The following is a 17,015-nucleotide window of genomic DNA, read 5'->3' on the forward strand; positions in this document are numbered from 1 at the left end:
AGTGAATTGTTAAAAATTGACAAGCAAAGCAGATTGACCATTCATCATTCACCAATAATCTATACTCAATGTCAAATACAGCCTGGGAAAATTTAGTAAAAAAACAACTTAAAACAGAAGATATTGATTCGGTTCTCACCAGAGAAAATTTAGAAGGAATAGATGTAAAACCTTTCTATGACGCGGTGAAAAGACCATTGGTAAATCTGCCGAAAATCGAAGAAAGTACCCATTTGGTAGCAAGATATCATGAAAGCCTGGAAGAGGATGTATTCGCGTTTATTCTGGATCATAATGTTGAAAATCTTGAGCAGAAAACTATTTTTATAGATAATGTTGACTTGGCAGGACACATCAGTCCGAAAGAAGAAGATCAATATTTTTCGCTAATTGATGTTTTTGATGAAAAAGAAGCCATGATTAATGATCAGTTGGTTAAAGAATTACTGGCAAAAGAGTTCAGAAGAAACATTTGTATAGATATTTCACTTCATCAGAATGCGGGAGCTGCGATCTATCAGCAATTGGGAATTGCATTGGCAAAAACGAAAGAACTGGTAGAAGTTTATGGCTCTGAAATTTTAAATAAATTGATTTTCAGAATTGCTGTCGGAGGAAATTATTTCTTTGAAATGGCGAAACTGAGAGCTTTTAAAATGGTTTTCAACCAACTTTCCAAAGAATATAATTTAGACGAAATTCCATATATTTTTGCGGAAACTTCGTTAAGAAATAAGGCTATTTCTGATAGTGAAAATAACCTGATCCGCTCAACTCTGGAGCTTGCTTCTGCGATGATTGGTGGTGCTGATGCCGTTTTCAGTAATAATTATCTGGTTGACAGAAGTACGGAAAATTCAGAAGAAATCTCTTTCAAGCAACAGATCGTTTTGGCGTACGAAAGTATCATTAATGTCTTTGAAGATGCTTCAAACGGCAGCTATTATGTGGAAGATATCACCCAGCAGATTGCTGAAAAATCATGGAATTTATTCATTGAAATTGAAGAAGCGGGAGGATATCTCGAACTGTTAAAACAGGGAATCGTCCAAAAGAAAATCTACGATCACGCAATTGAAGAGCAAAAATGGGTGGAAGAAGGTAAAATTAAGCTGATCGGAGTGAATTTATATCCAAAATTAGACGTTAAAAAGTCTGCGGAGGAATTATATAATGAAAAAGAAATAAAAACTGTTCGTTGGGCTGAAATGTTTGAATAATGAAAGAAAAGCTGGTTGATTTATTCGAATACACCTACCATTTCAACAAAGAAATGATAAAAATTATTTCTGAAAATCTTGAAAAGGTTGATGAAAAAACGATGAGTTTAATCAATCATACGTTAAATGCCCAGCAAATCTGGAATGCAAGGATTTTGGGTGAAAAGACTTTTGAGGTTTGGCAAATCAATCCTTTTGAAAGCCTGGAAGGTATTAATGATCAGAACTTTAAAACAAGTGTTCAGATTGTTGGAAATTCCGATCTAGACCAGAGAATCAACTATCAAAATTCAAGAGGAACCAAGTTTGAGAACAGCATTTTTGAGATGCTTTTTCATGCGGTGAATCATTCAACCTATCACAGAGGGCAGATCAATTCATTACTGAAGCAAAACGGAATTGAGCCGATTTTGACGGATTATATTTTTTATAAAAGGTAAATTTCTAATAAATAATGTGATGCTTCGACGAAGCTCAGCATGACAACTCTAATACTAGCCGTTTTTTTAACAGTATATTTGTAGCGATGTCATGCTGAGCCCCGTCGAAGCATCCCACACAAGAAAAAAATCTGTGGGACATAAAACAATATTAAACAAAGAAATTCAAAAATACATCAATGCAAATCTAAACACAGACTTGCATTCTTTGCTGTTAAAAAAATCTCCATTTCCTGAGGTTTCCATGCAGGAAATCGTTCAGCAGATCAAAGGAAAACAAGTTGCGCAGAAAAAATTTCCATTTTTATTAAAAGATGAAATTATTTTCCCGCCACAATTGAACTTAGAACAATCTTCATCTGAGAAAACAGCGCTTTATAAATCCGGAATTGTAAAAGGAAAGAAATTCATTGATCTCACCAGCGGTTTCGGAATAGATGCCTATTATTTATCTCAAAATTTTGAAGAAATTACGCTTGTCGAGCAAAACCTGGAACTGTTGGAAATTGTCGAGCATAACTGGAATATTTTAGGCAAAAAAGCAACATTCATCAATCAAAAACTGGAAGATTTTTTAGAAGAAAATCAGGAAAAATTTGATGTGGTTTATCTCGATCCGGCGCGAAGAGACGATCATAAAAACAAAGTTTTTCTTTTGGAAGACTTGTCGCCCAATATTATTGAAATTCAGGAAAAATTGTTGTCAATTTCCAATGAAGTGGTGATAAAATTGTCTCCTTTAATCGATTTAAAATACCTCATTTCCGTCTTACCGAACGTTTTCAGGATTGATATTATCGCCTTAAAAAACGATGTAAAAGAAGTTGTTGTCTTTCTTTCCAATGAAAATTCAGGAGAAATTATCTGCAATTGTCTGAATCTTGAAAGTGGTGAATCAATATTTACATTTACATTCGGAGAAGAAGAAAAAGCAGTGGCTGCATATTCTGAACCTGAAAAATTTATATATATTCCCAATCATTCCATTTTGAAAGCGGGAGTTTTTAATTTAATTTCAGAAAAATTTTCATTAAAAAAGCTTCATCCGAATACCCATCTTTACACCTCGGAAGAAAAACTTGATGATTTTCCGGGTAGAATTTTAGAGATGGAAGTTATTGATGCTAAACATATTAAAAATAAAAGTCAGTTTAATATTATTTCAAAAAATTATCCTTTAAAACCTGAAGAAATCAAAAAGAAATACAGCCTGAAAGATGGCGGAGAAAGCTACCTTATTTTTACACAATCCAAAAAAGGAAAAATAATATTAAAATCAGTATAAAAATGTTGCCGAAAAAAATAGGAATCCTTAATTTTGGGCAATCAAAAAATTGAGCATGAAATCGCTTGCCGGTAAATAATTATAATTGGCTGAAATAATGCGATTCATATGACCTTTAAAAAATAAATCTTACATATGAAAAAATTAGTTATATGTTTAGCCCTTGCGACTGTTGCTGTAAGCTGCAAAAAAATTCAGGCTGGCGGAAATAAGAATGTTATAAAGCTTGAAGAAGGAGCAGACAGATATTCTGAAGATGTACAAGGTGGTGGTGAAGCTCACGGGCATGGTCACGAAACTGCTGCAGAACACACAGAAAAAGCAACTGCTGAAAAACATGAGGCTGAAGCTCCAAAAACGGACAGTGCAACTGCAACTGCAAAACCTGCTGAAGCTCAGACTCCTAAAGCTGAACACTAATTATCAGTACACCATATAAAGAATGTCCCGCAGAAATGTGGGACATTTTTTTGGAGCTTTATCCCGCTTTCCGCACTCGCTATTTTTTTTGTTTCGCTGCGGTCTCGTCGAAGACGAGACCGCAGCGAAACAAAAAAAATGAGCTCAAACAAATGCTGCAATCGGGGCTAAGGTGGCAGTCGTTACTTTCAAGAGTCAAAGCCTTGACAAACCTTACGATTTCAACACTCTGTTTGTCATCCTGAAAGGATCTCAACTATAGTATTAGAAAGAAACTTTGGTCATTGTGAACGTAGTTCAGGGAGGGACAAAGAAATCTCATTGTCTTATTTAGTTAAATGATTAATGTTTCGACTGTTGAGATCCTTACAGGATGACAAACTTTGCGGAAATTAGGATAAAAATACAAAATAGCTAAAGCAAAATCAAATCAAAGGACGTGATGATTACATCTACAACGAGCTTAAAATCAAGATAATCATAACCTGAGGAAATTTATATGTTTTTGTTTGTTACTGCATCGCATTTTTTTTACTTTTAGCAAAACAAAATTTTACAATGCAAGAGACATTAAATTACATTAACGAAAACAAACAACGTTTCGTGGATGAATTATTTGAGTTATTGAGAATTCCTTCTATTTCAGCTGATCCTGCGTACAAAAATGATGTGTTGAAATGTGCAGATGTTGTCGCAGAACACCTTAAAAATGCAGGAGCCGATCATGTTGAAGTTTGCCAGACAAAAGGATATCCTATTGTTTTCGGGGAGAAAATTTTAGATAAAAATTTACCTACAGTTTTGGTATACGGTCACTACGATGTACAGCCGGCTGATCCTTTGGAATTATGGACAAAACCACCATTCGAACCTTATATCGAGAAAACCGAACTTCACCCTGAAGGAGCTATTTTTGCAAGAGGTTCTGCAGATGACAAAGGTCAGTTTTTCATGCATCTGAAAGCTTTTGAAGCAATGATGAAAACAAATGCTCTTCCTTGTAATGTGAAATTTATTTTGGAAGGAGAAGAAGAAGTAGGGTCAGTAAGCTTAGGTGATTTCGTTAATGAAAATAAAGAAAAATTATCTTGCGACTGTATTTTAATTTCTGATACTCATATCTATAGCAACGAACAACCGACTGTTACGACAGGTTTAAGAGGATTAAGCTATGTAGAGGTTGAAGTTGAAGGACCAAACAGAGATTTACACTCAGGTCTTTATGGAGGTGCCGTTCCAAACCCGATTCATGTGCTTTCAAGAATGATCGCAAAATTAATCGATGAAGACGGACACATCACAATCGACGGGTTCTATGATAACGTAGAAACGGTTTCTGATGCCGATAGAGCCGACATGAATAAATTAAAGGATAACCCTGAAGAATTCAAAAAATCCATCGGATTGAGCGGAGTAGAAGGTGAAAAAGGCTATACAACCCTTGAAAGAACGTCTATCCGTCCGACATTAGACTGCAACGGAATTTGGGGCGGTTACACAGGAGAAGGTGCCAAAACAGTGATTCCTTCAAAGGCTTTTGCTAAAATTTCAATGCGTTTGGTTCCTTATCAGACTCCGGAAGAAATTACAGAAAAATTTACAGCATATTTTAAGAAAATTGCTCCTGCGAATGTAAAAGTGAAAGTAACCCCACATCATGGAGGTATGCCTTACGTTTTGCCTACAGATACTAAAGAGTTTTTAGCAGCAAAACAGGCTATGGAATCTGCCTTTGGAAAAGAAGTTCTTCCTTACAGAGGTGGTGGAAGTATTCCCATTACAGCAATGTTTGAACAGGTTTTAGGTGCTAAATCTGTATTAATGGGATTCGGATTGGATTCGGATGCGATTCATTCTCCTAACGAGCATTATGGCTTATTTAATTTCTATAAGGGAATTGAAAGTATTCCTTTATTCTTTGAAAATTACGCTAAATAATTTTTTTATAAAAAAAAATTAATCCCTAAGGTGTTTCTTAGGGATTTTTTTTTATATTTACCTCAAAATAAATAATTATCATGAAAAAACTTTTACTCTCTCTAGGGTTGTTTACCTTCCTTATAGGTAACGCTCAAATGAACTATAGCTTCGAATCTTCACAAGGATATACTCTTGGAAACATTTCTGGACAAAACAGTTGGGGTGCTACGGCTGCTGCAAATATTGCGGTAGTTTCTGCTGAACAGGCAAATCCTGGTACACAATCTTTAAAAATTACAGGAAATAACGGCACTAATCACGCTGTAGCAGGGCCTATTAGTCCTACAACAACGGTAAATGGGCCAATAGTTACGGTTCTTTTTAATGCATACTTTACACCTTCAGTTCCTGCAGGAGATGAGTGTGACTTCTTTTTTTCACCGCAATCACCTTCTCAGAGTACTATCAATGCAAGAATGAGATTTGACTTTCAAAATAATATTCTTGTTGTTGACATGGATCCAACTACTCTTCAACTTGGATATATAGATACAGGCGCAAACTTTACAAGAAGTGCCTGGAATACTTATAAAATACAATTAGATTTTGCTAATAATGAAGCAAAATATTATCAAAACGGTACACTAATCTATACCGGAGAAGTTGTAGGAGGAACAATGGTAGGTAATTTAGCAATTACGAATGATAACTACAACAGCTCTGCATATTTTGATGGAATTCAGGTAATAAGCGGAGTTCTTGGAACTTCAGATGTGAAAAAACTATCGTATAAAATGTATCCTAACCCAACTTCTGACTTTGCAATCATCGAAACACCGGACAAAATAAACTCTATTGAAGTTTATGATTTCTCAGGTAAAAAACTAGATGCGCCTTTTGTTAATAATAAGGTAGATCTTAGAGGATTGGCTGCAGGGGTTTATATTTTGAACATTAATACTCCTAAAGGTAAAGTAACCGATAGAATCGTTAAAAAATAAGAATTAAAATAATATTATATAAAACCGCTTTATTTAAAGCGGTTTTTTTATTTTCTATTCAAAAAAAAGAAGATGTAAAAAAGTAATGTATAATTGTTTATTGTTGTAAATTTTCAACAAATATCACTTTTTAATGAAATAATATTTTGTTTTATTCTTAAATACTATTACATTTGATAATTGCACAAAATACTATTATGAAAACATTTTTACTAATCGGAGCATTCGTGGGTATCAACTCACAGATGAATGCACAAACTACTATTTTTAACGAAACTTTTGAAACCAATTCTCCAACTGTCAATGATTGGTCATTTCTTGATAACGACGGCGATTCCCAAAACTGGACTATAGACGATGAACCTGCAAATACGGATCCGTGGGGATATACGGGTAGGATTTATGTTTCCCTTTCTGCAGGAACAACACCTGACAATGTGTTGATTTCTCCCGTCATAAACCTTCCGGCAGGAGCTACAACACTGTCCTATCAGGTCGGCGGTTTTTTTCCTTCGCTGCCTGAGGAGCATTATGCAGTGTATGTTTTACCATCAAATGCTGTGTTTACGGGTAGCGAAGCTCCTGTTTTTGAGGAGACACTTACTGCAGCTGAAGCAAGTATGGCAGCCACAAGAACTGCAGATATTTCTGCGATAGCAGGGCAGGATGTGAAAATATATTTCAGACATTATGGAACTAATAACCAGCTTGCTATTATTTTAGACAATGTTAAAATTACACAGAATGTTTTGGCAACTTCGGAGGTTTCCCATGCTGAAAAAATAGGACTATATCCCAATCCTGTGTCAGATTTTATCAATTTAAAAACTCAGTCTAAAATCATATATTCGGAAGTTTATGATATGTCAGGAAGAAAAATAAATATTGAATTAAATGATAATAAACTAGATGTAAGAAACCTGCAATCCGGAAACTATATCATTAAGATTGGAACGAAAGAAGGAATTACTTCCCAAAAGTTTATCAAAAAATAAATAAATAAATAAATAAATTAAAAGATATATAGACAAAACGCTTCGATTTCGAAGCGTTTTTCTTTTCATAAAATTTTTAAAATAGAGAAAATTTTTAAAAGATTTTCTTCATAATTATCAATTTTGCGCTCAATTCACATCTTTTGGAATTAGAAATTTGTTTTTATTTTTTGATGAAATAAATTTACTGCCAATAATTATTTTAATAAAAAAACTTATGAAAAAAATTTTATTTCTTACCGCTTTGTTGGGTATTTTACAGTTAAAAGCACAGACTGTTGTTTTTTCACAGACATCTTCAGGTACTACAGGGATAATTTCTGATGCCATTGCCAATGGCAGTTTTGTTGCATCTGCAGATGATTTTACCCTTACAAATCAGACGACAGTTACAAAAGTGAAAGTGGAAGGATTTCAAAATGCAGGTACTCTAGCAGCTATTGAAGCCACGGGATTAATGATGTACATTTATGCTGATAATGCAGGAAAACCTGCAGGAATTCCTAACAACCCTGCGGTGGCTCCAATTGCACAGATTGATATTGCCAAAGGGGCACCGGGTTATAGTTTAGTAAAGTCAGGAACATATAATTTTACTTTTTCTGTTGATGTGACAGCTGCTTTATCAAGTCCTTTGGTTTTGCAGCCAGGGACAGTGTATTGGTTGGTATTCATCGCTAAAACCAATTTATCAGATTTTACTTCTTCTGCCTCTACAAGATTCAACTGGTTTGCAGGACAGGCGAATGGAAATATGGCTAAATTGGTGGATCCAGGTAATGCCTTTGGAGTTGGTGCTACCTCATGGAGCACTATATCAACCTTAACCAACCAGCCTGCCTATAATGGTTTAGCATTTTCTATCGAAGGTAATAATGCGGTGTTGGGAACAACCGAAGTATTTAGCAATATAAAAGAAATTGCTGTTTCACCAAACCCAACTTCAGACTATTTGTTTATAAAGGCTAAATCTAAAGTGAATAAAATTGAAGTTTTTGATTTTGCCGGAAGAAAAATGAATGTGAGCAGCAATGAAGAGAGAGTAGATGTAAGAGGCCTTCAGACCGGAAATTATATTATTAAAGTTGAAACGAAAGAAGGAATTACTTCTCAAAAATTTATCAAGAAATAATTAATGATAAATGTTAGTATTAATAAAACGCTCTAATTGGGGCGTTTTTGTTATTTTTAAGAACTTAAATCCATGATATCATGATAGAAAATAAAGTTGCTTATATAACGGGCGGAACCAAAGGTATAGGTTTGGGAATTGCCAAAATTTTACTTGAAAATGGAGTTTCGGTTGCATTTTCGGGGCGAAAAAGAGATGATGTGGAAAAAGCTGAACAAGATTTAAAGCAATATTCCGCAAATGTTTTAGGAATTGTTTCCGATGTCCGAAGTCTGGAAAGTGAAGAGGAGGCCGTAAAATATATTAAAGAAAAATTCGGAAGATTGGATTTTGTTATTGCCAATGCAGGAGTGGGAATTTTTAAGCCCGTAGATCAGCTGACAGCCGATGACTGGAATGATATGATCGAAACGAATTTAACGGGAGTTTTCTATACATTAAAAGCGTCAGTCGAAGAATTAAAAAAGACAGAAGGCTATTATATCACCATCTCAAGTCTGGCAGGAGCCAATTTCTTTGAAAACGGAGCCGGCTACAATGCTTCAAAGTTTGGAGTGGTGGGCTTTACGCAGGCTGCAATGATTGATTTAAGAAAATATAATATCAAATCAACGGTAATCATGCCGGGTTCGGTGGCGACAAATTTCAACGGAAATATTCCTTCAGAAAAAGATGCATGGAAGATCCAGCCCGAAGATATGGGAAATCTGGTTTTGGATATTTTAAAAATGAATCCAAGGGTTTTGCCTAGTAAGATCGAATTTAGGGCAACAAAACCAGCATGATAAAGAGGTTTAATGCATTGAATAGTAAATTAATAAGTACTATGCATGCATAATATATTTTTTATTTATATTAGCAAAATTAATTAAAAACAAAATCTCGTATAAAAATCCCTAAGTTTTATACATAAGAGAAACAATAAAATAGTACACATGAAAATATTAGTTTGTATAAGTAGTGTTCCGGATACTACTTCCAAAATTAACTTTACGGCAGACAAATCTGCTTTCGACAAAAACGGAATTCAATGGGTAATCAACCCGTTAGATGAGTTTGCGTTAACAAAAGCAGTTAAACTTCAGGAATCTCAAGGTGCTACGGTTACGGTAATCAACGTTGGTGATGCTACTACAGAGCCTGTAATCAGAAAAGCTTTGGCAATCGGTGCAAATGATGCGGTAAGAGTAAATCTTGATCCAAAAGATAGCTACTCTACGGCAAAAGAAATCGCAGCAGTTGCTCAAAATGGTGGTTACGACCTGATCCTTTGCGGTAAAGAATCTATCGATTATAATGGTGGTTCTGTTCCGGGAATGGTGGCTCAGTTACTGGGTAAGCCTTTCGTAAACGCGTCTGTAGGTTTAGATGTAAACGGAAGCGAAGCTACTGCAGTAAGAGAAATTGAAGGAGGTAAAGAAACTATTTCTGTAAAATTACCTGCTGTCATTGCTGGTCAGAAAGGATTAGTAGACGAAAAAGATTTGATCATTCCAAACATGAGAGGAATTATGTCTGCAAGAACAAAGCCTTTGCAGGTGGTAGAACCTACTTCTTCTGAAGTAAAAGTTCAGGGAGTTTCTTATGACAGTGTTCCGCCAAGAGCTGCTGTGAAATTGGTTTCTCCTGATAATTTGGATGAATTGGTAAGATTACTTCACGAAGAAGCGAAAGTAATTTAATAAGAACCAAGTAAAAAGTAAAAAGATTCAGGATAGAATTGATGTTTTCAAAATTTGAAAGTATTCAATTTCATTAAATATACAATACAATTGGCAACCTTGAATCTTGAACGTTAAACCTTAAACAAATTTAAAATGGCAGTATTCGTATACGCAGAAAATATAAACGGAGTTTACAAGAAAGCGGCTTTTGAAGCAGTGGCTTATGCTAAAGCAATTGCAGATCAGGCTGGTGAAACAGTAACGGCAATTTCTGTAAACCCAACAGATTCTTCAGATTTATTATACAAATATGGAGCATCAAACGTTATCAATATTAAAGACGAAGGTCTTAAAAGTTTCTCAGCTAAAGCTTATGCTCAGGCTGTAAGTGAAGTGGCAAACGGAAATATCATCGTTTTCCCCCACACAACAGATGCTTCTTCCATCGCTCCGATGTTGGCGGTGATGAACGGACATTCGTTAATTACCAATGCATTAGCAGCTCCGGAAAGCCTTTCTCCGTTCCAGGTGAAAAGAAAAGCATTCTCAGGAAAAGGTTTTATGCATGCAAAAGCTGAAGGTGCAGGAGTAATCATTACGGTTTCTCAAAATGCTTTTGGTGTTAAAGAAAATCCGGTATCTGGTTCAGAAGAAGTGAAAAATTTATCTGTTGCCAATGAAGATACTAAAGTGATCTCTCACGAGCAAAGTTCAGGAAAATTAGATCTTAAAGAAGCTGAAATCGTAGTTTCTGCAGGGAGAGGAATGAAAGGTCCTGAAAACTGGGGAATGATCGAAGAATTAGCCAACGTTTTAGGCGCTGCTACAGCTTGTTCTAAGCCTGTTTCCGATATCGGATGGAGACCTCACACAGAACACGTAGGACAGACTGGTAAAGCGATTTCGCCAAACCTATATATTGCAGTGGGTATTTCAGGAGCAATTCAGCACCTGGCTGGAGTAAACTCTTCTAAAACAATCGTAGTAATCAACAATGATGCTGAAGCTCCGTTCTTCAAATCAGCTGATTATGGTGTTGTAGGAGATGCTTTCCAGATTATTCCTGCTTTAACGGAGAAAATTAAAGCGATCAAAGGATAAGAAAGGTTAATTGGGAATGGTCAATTCACTTCGTTTGTCAATTTTAATATGACGAACCTGGCTGAATGAAACGCTTTTGCAAATGAAAAAAAGAATAGTATTGGAAAAGATTTTAGTGTCTTTTGTTAAAATTAATACTATTTAAATTAAAAAATTCACTTGCAAAGCAAAATTGACTTATAAAATAAAATTCACAATTCACCAATCATTACAATTCACATATAAAAGCCCCTTTCCGGGCTTTTATTTTTGTCTAAAAAAGTGAAAACACAATTAAAAATTAATCTATATTTGTAGTTATGGATTATAAACAGTTAATTATTCGCGGAATATCGTACAGCCAGACACAATCCGGGGCGTACGCATTGTTATTGGAACATGAAGAGACACATATTAAATTACCTGTTGTTATAGGAAATTTCGAGGCTCAATCCATTTCTTTAGGTCTGGAGAAAGACATCCATCCGCCGCGACCTCTTACCCACGATTTATTTACAAAATTTATAGTTTCTGCCAATTATGAGCTGGTTTCTGTTATCATTTACCAGATTGTAGACGGAGTTTTCTTCTCTAATATCAACTTTAAAAATAAAAGTAATGATGAAGAACTCATTCTTGATGCCAGAACATCGGATGCAGTGGCAATGGCAGTGAGATTTGATGCTCCTATCTTCACGACTCAGCAGGTCCTGAACGAAGCCGGAATTCTCCTGGAACTGGAAGATGTTTCCAAGGAAGAACAGCCGTTTTCAGAGACCGTTCCTGCAGAAGATAACCTGAAATCGCTTTCTATGGAAGAACTTCAAAAATTGCTGGAAGATGCTGTAAAAGAAGAAGACTATGATACTGCTCTGGAGATTCAGGAAGAAATCAAAAGGAGAAAAAAGAATATTGATTAAAAGAGATATCTTATACTAATTATGAATTTAAAACTACGACTTACCATCCTGAGTTTTCTTCAGTTCTTCGTTTGGGGAGCCTGGCTGATTACGATGGCTAATTTTTGGTTCGGTACGAAACACTGGGACGGGGCACAGTTTGGAGCCGTTTTCGGAACGATGGGGATTGCCTCCATTTTTATGCCGACCCTTACCGGAATTATCGCCGACCGCTGGGTAAATGCAGAACGGATTTTCTCTGTTTTACAGATTTTATATGGGATCGTATTGTTCTTTTTACCACATACTTCGAGTCCCGGCTCTTTTTATTATGTCATGCTTGTGGCCATGTGCTTTTATATGCCGACGATTGCGTTGGCCAACTCTATTTCCTATACTGTTTTAAAAAATAGCAATCTTGATGTCGTTAAAGATTTTCCTCCCATTCGTGTATGGGGAACCATCGGTTTCATTGTAGCGATGTGGGTGACCAATCTTACAGGAAATAAAGCGACGGAAGGACAGTTTTATATCGGAGGAATTGCAGCCGTTGTTCTGGGGATTTATGCATTGACTTTACCGAAATGCCCACCACAGAGATTGATAGATAAAAATGCACCTTTGGTTGAGCAGTTGGGTCTGAATGCATTCAAGCTGTTTGGTAATTACAAAATGGCTTTATTCTTCGGGTTTTCAATGCTTTTGGGTGCTGCGTTGCAGTTGACGAATGCCTATGGAGATGTTTTCCTGAGCGAGTTTTCTCATTTTCCCAAATATGCAGAGTCTTTTGTAGTTCAGAGATCAACGATTGTAATGTCGATATCGCAGGTTTCCGAGACATTATTTATCTTGGCAATTCCTTTCTTTTTAAAACGATACGGAATTAAAAAAGTGATGCTGATTTCAATGTTTGCATGGGTTTTAAGATTCGGATTCTTTGCTTATGGCAGCCCGGAAGGTTATGGAGTATCATTAATTATTTTATCTTGTATTGTCTACGGAATGGCTTTCGATTTCTTCAATATTTCAGGATCGCTTTTCGTGGAAACTACGACGGATAAAAAGATCCGTTCTTCTGCACAAGGGCTGTTCATGATGATGACGAATGGTTTTGGAGCCTATTTCGGAAGTAATATTGCAGGTTGGGCTATTGATAAATTCTTTACTCACAAATTTACAAATGCTGCGCAATTATCAGCTTATCTGGATACGACACCCAACAATCCTACCTTTCTTGAGATTCTAAAAAATACATTCAATTCTGCGATAAATGCAGATGGAACTTTGTCATCAGCAGTATTGTTGAGAGACTGGCCAAATATCTGGATCGCTTTTGCGGCGTATGCCTTAATTCTTGCCGTTCTTTTTGCCATTTTGTTTAAACATAAGCATGATCCAAAAGAATTAGCAGACATAAAACATTAAAATTATATCATTGATATTTAAAATATTAAATTGCATTTTGAAAAAAAATGCAATTTTTTTGTTTTTCAGGCAACCATTTGAAAAATATCCCGTCTTATACATAGAAACTAGAACATGAGGAACTTAGAAGAGAATTTTAAGCTGGCAAAAAAACAGGATCGGAGAGGGCAGAAAGCGCTTTACGACATGTTCTCCGCGAGGATGCTTGCCATCGCAAATTCTTATACAAACAACCTTCATGATGCGGAAGATATTCTGATGAATGCCTTTATGAAATGTTTCTCAAGAATTGATGAATGCAGAGAATGGAAAAGTTTCCCTTTCTGGCTCAGGAAGATTGTTGTGAACGACGCGATAAGTTTTATCCGGAAGAATAAAAATCTTCTCTATGTAGACGTCGAAATTGCGGACGATTATTCTGAAGATGATTTTGGGGAAAATCTTGAGGAAATAAACATCGAAGAAATTTTTTCTAAAATACCGGACGGATATAGAGTGATTTTTAATCTGTATGTATTTGAAGAGAAAAAACATCAGGAGATTGCAGAAATCCTCAATATTTCGGAGGGGACAAGCAAAAGTCAGCTTAGTAAAGCTAAAAAATGGATCGCTGATTATTTAAAAACAAAAGAAAATGAAAAAAGAAATACTGAATCAATTAAAATCTGACTACGATAAGCGCGAAATAAAGCCTTCCGCTGATCTGTGGGATAGAATCGAACAGGGAATGGATAAAGCACCTGTTTTGAGCCCTAAAAAGTCATTTGAATGGATAAAATATGCTGCTGTGATACTTCTTTTGGTTTCTTTTGGAGTAGTTTTTTATTTTAATTCAAATTCAACAGAAAAAAACAGAAATACATTCGCTGAAAAGCATCAATTGGAGAAAAATATTGAAAAGGAAAATCTAGATATTGAAATCATTAATTCAACGATAAATAAAACTGAAAATAATATTGCTGTTTCTCATGAAATTAATAAACAACAAACCCAACCTGAGAATACAATAAAAATTGTTCATGAAAATAGTCTTCCGGAGACAAATCATTATCAGTCATTATCAAAAGAGGAAAATCAAATAATTAATAAGGATAATTTTAATACAAATCCGGTTGCTCAGGAGAAAATTATTACTCAAAATATCGAAAGGCCTTTTGTTGCCGAAAGGAAAAAGACAAATTATATAAAAGCTGACGAATTGCTTTTGGGAAGGGAATTTGATAAAACCCGTGAAGAAAGCCAGGATCATCACAAAACTTTCGGAGTGGTAGATATGGGAAAAATTAAAATCAAAAGCCCAAATTCATTTAAAATACTAGGAATGACCGTCTTTTCCGATTCTTTGGAGTCTAAATAAATCATTAAACTTTTACATAAAAAATACTGTTCCGAAAACGAACAGAGGTAAAATATTGTCTAATAATAAAATTTAAAAATATGAAAAAGAAAATTGCTCTAATGACTGCTGTAATGGCTTTTTCTTACACTTTTGCACAGGAAAATCCGCATTTGAAATCGTATTCTGAAAAGATCGACAGCATTGTAGTTTCCGAAAAATCTAAAATGAATGCCGAATTGGACGATGTGGACAGAAATTTTAAAGATAAAAAAATCACAGCAGAAGAAAAACAAAAGCAGAGAGCCGATATCGCTTCCAGATATGAAGAAATGATCAACGAGAAAGTGGATGCCCAACAATCTGAACTTGAAAATGCCACAAAATCAATGGTGAGAAGTGCTGTCTTAGGGAAAAAAGATTCTCTGTATCACGGTAAAAATCAATTGGAGCTGGGACTTGGCGGGGTGAAAATGAAGATCAATAAAGATAAGACTCCTAAAGATTATCTGCGTACTTGGGAGCTTGCGGTAAGCCTTACGGGCGCGAATCTCACTGAAAAAAATGAATTCTTCAAATTTTACAACAAAGAATCGGATGTAAGAAGTACGATCATCAATTCCTCGCAATTTGTGTTGAGGTATGAAAACCAGCTAGGAGGCTTCACGAGTCCGGTATTTTACCGTATTGGTTTGGGAGTGAGATCCGACAGATATGTTCCAAAATATGGCAAAGCTTTCATGCAGCAGGACAAAACTTTATTTGTGGACGAATTTACCAGAGGAAATTTAAAAAGGACCTACCTGGGCAATGCCTATATCTTTGTTCCTGTAGATTTGAAGTTTGTTTTAAACCCAAAATATGTGGTACATGAAGGGGTGAAATATTTAGATAACAAAAAGAGTCAGTTGAACATCGTCGCAGGTATTTATGGAGGGGTGAGAACACAAAGTGTAATATATAACAAATATTCTACTGAAGACTCTAAAAGAATTGTAGAAAAGGAAAGAGTAATGCAAGGTGTAAATAATTTTGTTTTTGGAGGAAAATTTGGAATCGGATATGGTGGAATCAATTTATTTATTCAAAAAGATTTTACTCCGTTATTCAATAATGATGCTCAGCTGAAGAAGAAATACGGGCTTCAGATTGGTATCGAAATAGCCAATGTTAATTTTTAATTTGATAATGTTACTGGATTTATTTTACGAAATATTTAAATTTATTCTTAGAATTTTACTATTTATAATTAATTGATATAAAATATCTATTTTTAAAACACACTTATTTTAAGTGTGTTTTTTTTCGTATTTTGGCACTTTAAGAAATATGAAAAATATTCAGTTATTAGGATTGATATTGGTGGTTGTAGGAAGTTTCCTGCCGCTGGTTCATGTTCCTGTCATAGGCAACTGGAGCTATTGGAAACTCGATCATTATTTAGCGATCGCATGTTGGGTTTTGTCTGCCGGCGCACTGTTCGCAATTGTGAACAACAGTGGAAAAATGGCAAGAATTTTTGCGATTCTGCTAATCCTTTTATTCCTTTTCACCTTATTTGCCGTGAAGGTTCAGGCTTTGCAGTATTTCAGTTTTATGCCTTTTAAATCATGGCAGGAAAAACTGGCAGGCATTGTAAAACTGAGATGGGGCTGGATCGTAGAATTTTTAGGTGCTTTTATCATAATTTTTGCGAAAAATAATAATAAATAACAGACACAGATATGAACTTTTTGAAGATATTTTCAGCAGCAGTATTGGTTTTAGGAGCTTCTCAGATGAATGCCCAGAAAAAAGGAACAGCTACTCCGAAAAAAGAAGTCCCTCAACAAAAAAAACAGGTGGACAACCCTACAAAGTGCAGTAATATTAAAGAAGGAACATTTTTGCGAACCAACTATCCAAAAAATCTTTGGTATATGACGGTGAAAGATAATGTTCAGACAGAATATTACAATGGCGGAAAAGATTATGTCAAATCAAGCATGGTTTTCCTTGACGATTGCAATTATAAGCTTATTGTTCTTGAAAAAACGGAAAAAAACAATCCTATTAAAGTTGATGATGTCTTTACAAATAAAGTTGTTGCAACTCAAGATAATTACATTAAAATAGAATCTAAAATTGCAGGAGATAAGTATGATCTGATTTTAATAAAACTAAAGGAAAATATAAAATAAAAAATTGAAAGGCTTTTA

General features: G+C 35.2%; 18 protein-coding genes. All 18 read left to right on the plus strand.

Annotation, left to right across the window (positions count from 1 at the left end; all coding sequences use genetic code 11):
• Nucleotides 1-68 precede the first annotated feature (68 nt).
• The 18 genes from BMX24_RS05650 (at nt 69) to BMX24_RS05735 (ending at nt 16,997) form a co-directional block, all read left to right on the plus strand.
• Nucleotides 69-1,220: a methylmalonyl-CoA mutase family protein gene (locus BMX24_RS05650; protein ID WP_089791075.1), complete on the plus strand. Its 1,152-nt coding sequence runs from the start codon at nt 69-71 to the stop codon at nt 1,218-1,220.
• Nucleotides 1,220-1,660 carry a DinB family protein gene (locus BMX24_RS05655; RefSeq protein ID WP_089791076.1) on the plus strand — a complete coding sequence of 147 codons (441 nt, stop codon included), beginning with the start codon at nt 1,220-1,222 and terminating at the stop codon, nt 1,658-1,660. Before BMX24_RS05650 ends, BMX24_RS05655 begins: the two co-directional genes overlap by 1 nt.
• Before the next feature lie 91 nt (nt 1,661-1,751).
• Complete coding sequence (locus tag BMX24_RS05660; protein WP_089791077.1) at nt 1,752-2,945, plus strand: class I SAM-dependent methyltransferase; 1,194 nt, start codon at nt 1,752-1,754, stop codon at nt 2,943-2,945.
• Nucleotides 2,946-3,080: 135 nt separating this feature from the next.
• Nucleotides 3,081-3,365, plus strand: coding sequence for a hypothetical protein (locus BMX24_RS05665; protein WP_089791078.1), 285 nt, complete (start codon nt 3,081-3,083; stop codon nt 3,363-3,365).
• 558 nt (nt 3,366-3,923) lie between these two features.
• A complete protein-coding gene (locus BMX24_RS05670; protein ID WP_089791079.1) occupies nt 3,924-5,303 on the plus strand; it encodes a dipeptidase in 1,380 nt (459 codons plus the stop codon).
• A gap of 80 nt (nt 5,304-5,383) precedes the next feature.
• Nucleotides 5,384-6,286, plus strand: coding sequence for a T9SS type A sorting domain-containing protein (locus BMX24_RS05675; RefSeq protein WP_089791080.1), 903 nt, complete (start codon nt 5,384-5,386; stop codon nt 6,284-6,286).
• A 197-nt stretch (nt 6,287-6,483) separates the two neighbouring features.
• The gene (locus tag BMX24_RS05680; protein ID WP_089791081.1) at nt 6,484-7,281 is read left to right on the plus strand and encodes a T9SS-dependent choice-of-anchor J family protein; all 798 of its coding nucleotides are present in this window, start codon (nt 6,484-6,486) and stop codon (nt 7,279-7,281) included.
• Between the two features lie 217 nt (nt 7,282-7,498).
• Nucleotides 7,499-8,413, plus strand: a complete 915-nt coding sequence (locus BMX24_RS05685) for a T9SS type A sorting domain-containing protein (RefSeq protein ID WP_139176748.1) — start codon at nt 7,499-7,501, stop codon at nt 8,411-8,413.
• Nucleotides 8,414-8,493: 80 nt separating this feature from the next.
• On the plus strand, nt 8,494-9,198 hold the full coding sequence (locus tag BMX24_RS05690; protein ID WP_170835666.1) for an SDR family oxidoreductase: 705 nt from the start codon (nt 8,494-8,496) through the stop codon (nt 9,196-9,198).
• A gap of 150 nt (nt 9,199-9,348) precedes the next feature.
• The gene (locus BMX24_RS05695) at nt 9,349-10,095 is read left to right on the plus strand and encodes an electron transfer flavoprotein subunit beta/FixA family protein (protein WP_089791084.1); all 747 of its coding nucleotides are present in this window, start codon (nt 9,349-9,351) and stop codon (nt 10,093-10,095) included.
• A gap of 135 nt (nt 10,096-10,230) precedes the next feature.
• Nucleotides 10,231-11,178 (plus strand): electron transfer flavoprotein subunit alpha/FixB family protein, encoded by a 948-nt coding sequence (locus BMX24_RS05700; protein ID WP_089791085.1) that lies wholly within the window; start codon nt 10,231-10,233, stop codon nt 11,176-11,178.
• A gap of 299 nt (nt 11,179-11,477) precedes the next feature.
• Nucleotides 11,478-12,077, plus strand: coding sequence for a bifunctional nuclease family protein (locus tag BMX24_RS05705; RefSeq protein ID WP_089791086.1), 600 nt, complete (start codon nt 11,478-11,480; stop codon nt 12,075-12,077).
• A 21-nt stretch (nt 12,078-12,098) separates the two neighbouring features.
• Complete coding sequence (locus tag BMX24_RS05710; RefSeq protein WP_089791087.1) at nt 12,099-13,481, plus strand: nucleoside permease; 1,383 nt, start codon at nt 12,099-12,101, stop codon at nt 13,479-13,481.
• 114 nt (nt 13,482-13,595) lie between these two features.
• Nucleotides 13,596-14,150: an RNA polymerase sigma factor gene (locus BMX24_RS05715; protein ID WP_089791088.1), complete on the plus strand. Its 555-nt coding sequence runs from the start codon at nt 13,596-13,598 to the stop codon at nt 14,148-14,150.
• Complete coding sequence (locus tag BMX24_RS05720) at nt 14,116-14,838, plus strand: hypothetical protein (RefSeq protein ID WP_089791089.1); 723 nt, start codon at nt 14,116-14,118, stop codon at nt 14,836-14,838. Before BMX24_RS05715 ends, BMX24_RS05720 begins: the two co-directional genes overlap by 35 nt.
• Before the next feature lie 80 nt (nt 14,839-14,918).
• Nucleotides 14,919-15,998: a hypothetical protein gene (locus BMX24_RS05725; RefSeq protein WP_089791090.1), complete on the plus strand. Its 1,080-nt coding sequence runs from the start codon at nt 14,919-14,921 to the stop codon at nt 15,996-15,998.
• A gap of 148 nt (nt 15,999-16,146) precedes the next feature.
• Nucleotides 16,147-16,530 carry a hypothetical protein gene (locus BMX24_RS05730; RefSeq protein WP_089791091.1) on the plus strand — a complete coding sequence of 128 codons (384 nt, stop codon included), beginning with the start codon at nt 16,147-16,149 and terminating at the stop codon, nt 16,528-16,530.
• An 11-nt stretch (nt 16,531-16,541) separates the two neighbouring features.
• Nucleotides 16,542-16,997, plus strand: coding sequence for a hypothetical protein (locus tag BMX24_RS05735; RefSeq protein WP_089791092.1), 456 nt, complete (start codon nt 16,542-16,544; stop codon nt 16,995-16,997).
• Nucleotides 16,998-17,015: the final 18 nt, after the last annotated feature.

It is taken from the genome of Chryseobacterium wanjuense, from assembly GCF_900111495.1.
GTDB lineage: Bacteria > Bacteroidota > Bacteroidia > Flavobacteriales > Weeksellaceae > Chryseobacterium > Chryseobacterium wanjuense.

What these genes read in the sequence shown, in the direction of transcription:
- BMX24_RS05685 (WP_139176748.1), top strand. Translation starts at nt 7,499, where the DNA reads ATGAAAAAAATTTTATTTCTTACCGCTTTGTTGGGTATTTTACAGTTA.
- BMX24_RS05715 (WP_089791088.1), top strand. Translation starts at nt 13,596, where the DNA reads ATGAGGAACTTAGAAGAGAATTTTAAGCTGGCAAAAAAACAGGATCGG.
- BMX24_RS05710 (WP_089791087.1), top strand. Translation starts at nt 12,099, where the DNA reads ATGAATTTAAAACTACGACTTACCATCCTGAGTTTTCTTCAGTTCTTC.
- BMX24_RS05735 (WP_089791092.1), top strand. Translation starts at nt 16,542, where the DNA reads ATGAACTTTTTGAAGATATTTTCAGCAGCAGTATTGGTTTTAGGAGCT.
- BMX24_RS05730 (WP_089791091.1), top strand. Translation starts at nt 16,147, where the DNA reads ATGAAAAATATTCAGTTATTAGGATTGATATTGGTGGTTGTAGGAAGT.
- BMX24_RS05670 (WP_089791079.1), top strand. Translation starts at nt 3,924, where the DNA reads ATGCAAGAGACATTAAATTACATTAACGAAAACAAACAACGTTTCGTG.
- BMX24_RS05655 (WP_089791076.1), top strand. Translation starts at nt 1,220, where the DNA reads ATGAAAGAAAAGCTGGTTGATTTATTCGAATACACCTACCATTTCAAC.
- BMX24_RS05650 (WP_089791075.1), top strand. Translation starts at nt 69, where the DNA reads ATGTCAAATACAGCCTGGGAAAATTTAGTAAAAAAACAACTTAAAACA.
- BMX24_RS05680 (WP_089791081.1), top strand. Translation starts at nt 6,484, where the DNA reads ATGAAAACATTTTTACTAATCGGAGCATTCGTGGGTATCAACTCACAG.
- BMX24_RS05725 (WP_089791090.1), top strand. Translation starts at nt 14,919, where the DNA reads ATGAAAAAGAAAATTGCTCTAATGACTGCTGTAATGGCTTTTTCTTAC.
- BMX24_RS05705 (WP_089791086.1), top strand. Translation starts at nt 11,478, where the DNA reads ATGGATTATAAACAGTTAATTATTCGCGGAATATCGTACAGCCAGACA.
- BMX24_RS05695 (WP_089791084.1), top strand. Translation starts at nt 9,349, where the DNA reads ATGAAAATATTAGTTTGTATAAGTAGTGTTCCGGATACTACTTCCAAA.
- BMX24_RS05700 (WP_089791085.1), top strand. Translation starts at nt 10,231, where the DNA reads ATGGCAGTATTCGTATACGCAGAAAATATAAACGGAGTTTACAAGAAA.
- BMX24_RS05675 (WP_089791080.1), top strand. Translation starts at nt 5,384, where the DNA reads ATGAAAAAACTTTTACTCTCTCTAGGGTTGTTTACCTTCCTTATAGGT.
- BMX24_RS05665 (WP_089791078.1), top strand. Translation starts at nt 3,081, where the DNA reads ATGAAAAAATTAGTTATATGTTTAGCCCTTGCGACTGTTGCTGTAAGC.
- BMX24_RS05660 (WP_089791077.1), top strand. Translation starts at nt 1,752, where the DNA reads ATGCTGAGCCCCGTCGAAGCATCCCACACAAGAAAAAAATCTGTGGGA.
- BMX24_RS05720 (WP_089791089.1), top strand. Translation starts at nt 14,116, where the DNA reads ATGAAAAAAGAAATACTGAATCAATTAAAATCTGACTACGATAAGCGC.
- BMX24_RS05690 (WP_170835666.1), top strand. Translation starts at nt 8,494, where the DNA reads ATGATAGAAAATAAAGTTGCTTATATAACGGGCGGAACCAAAGGTATA.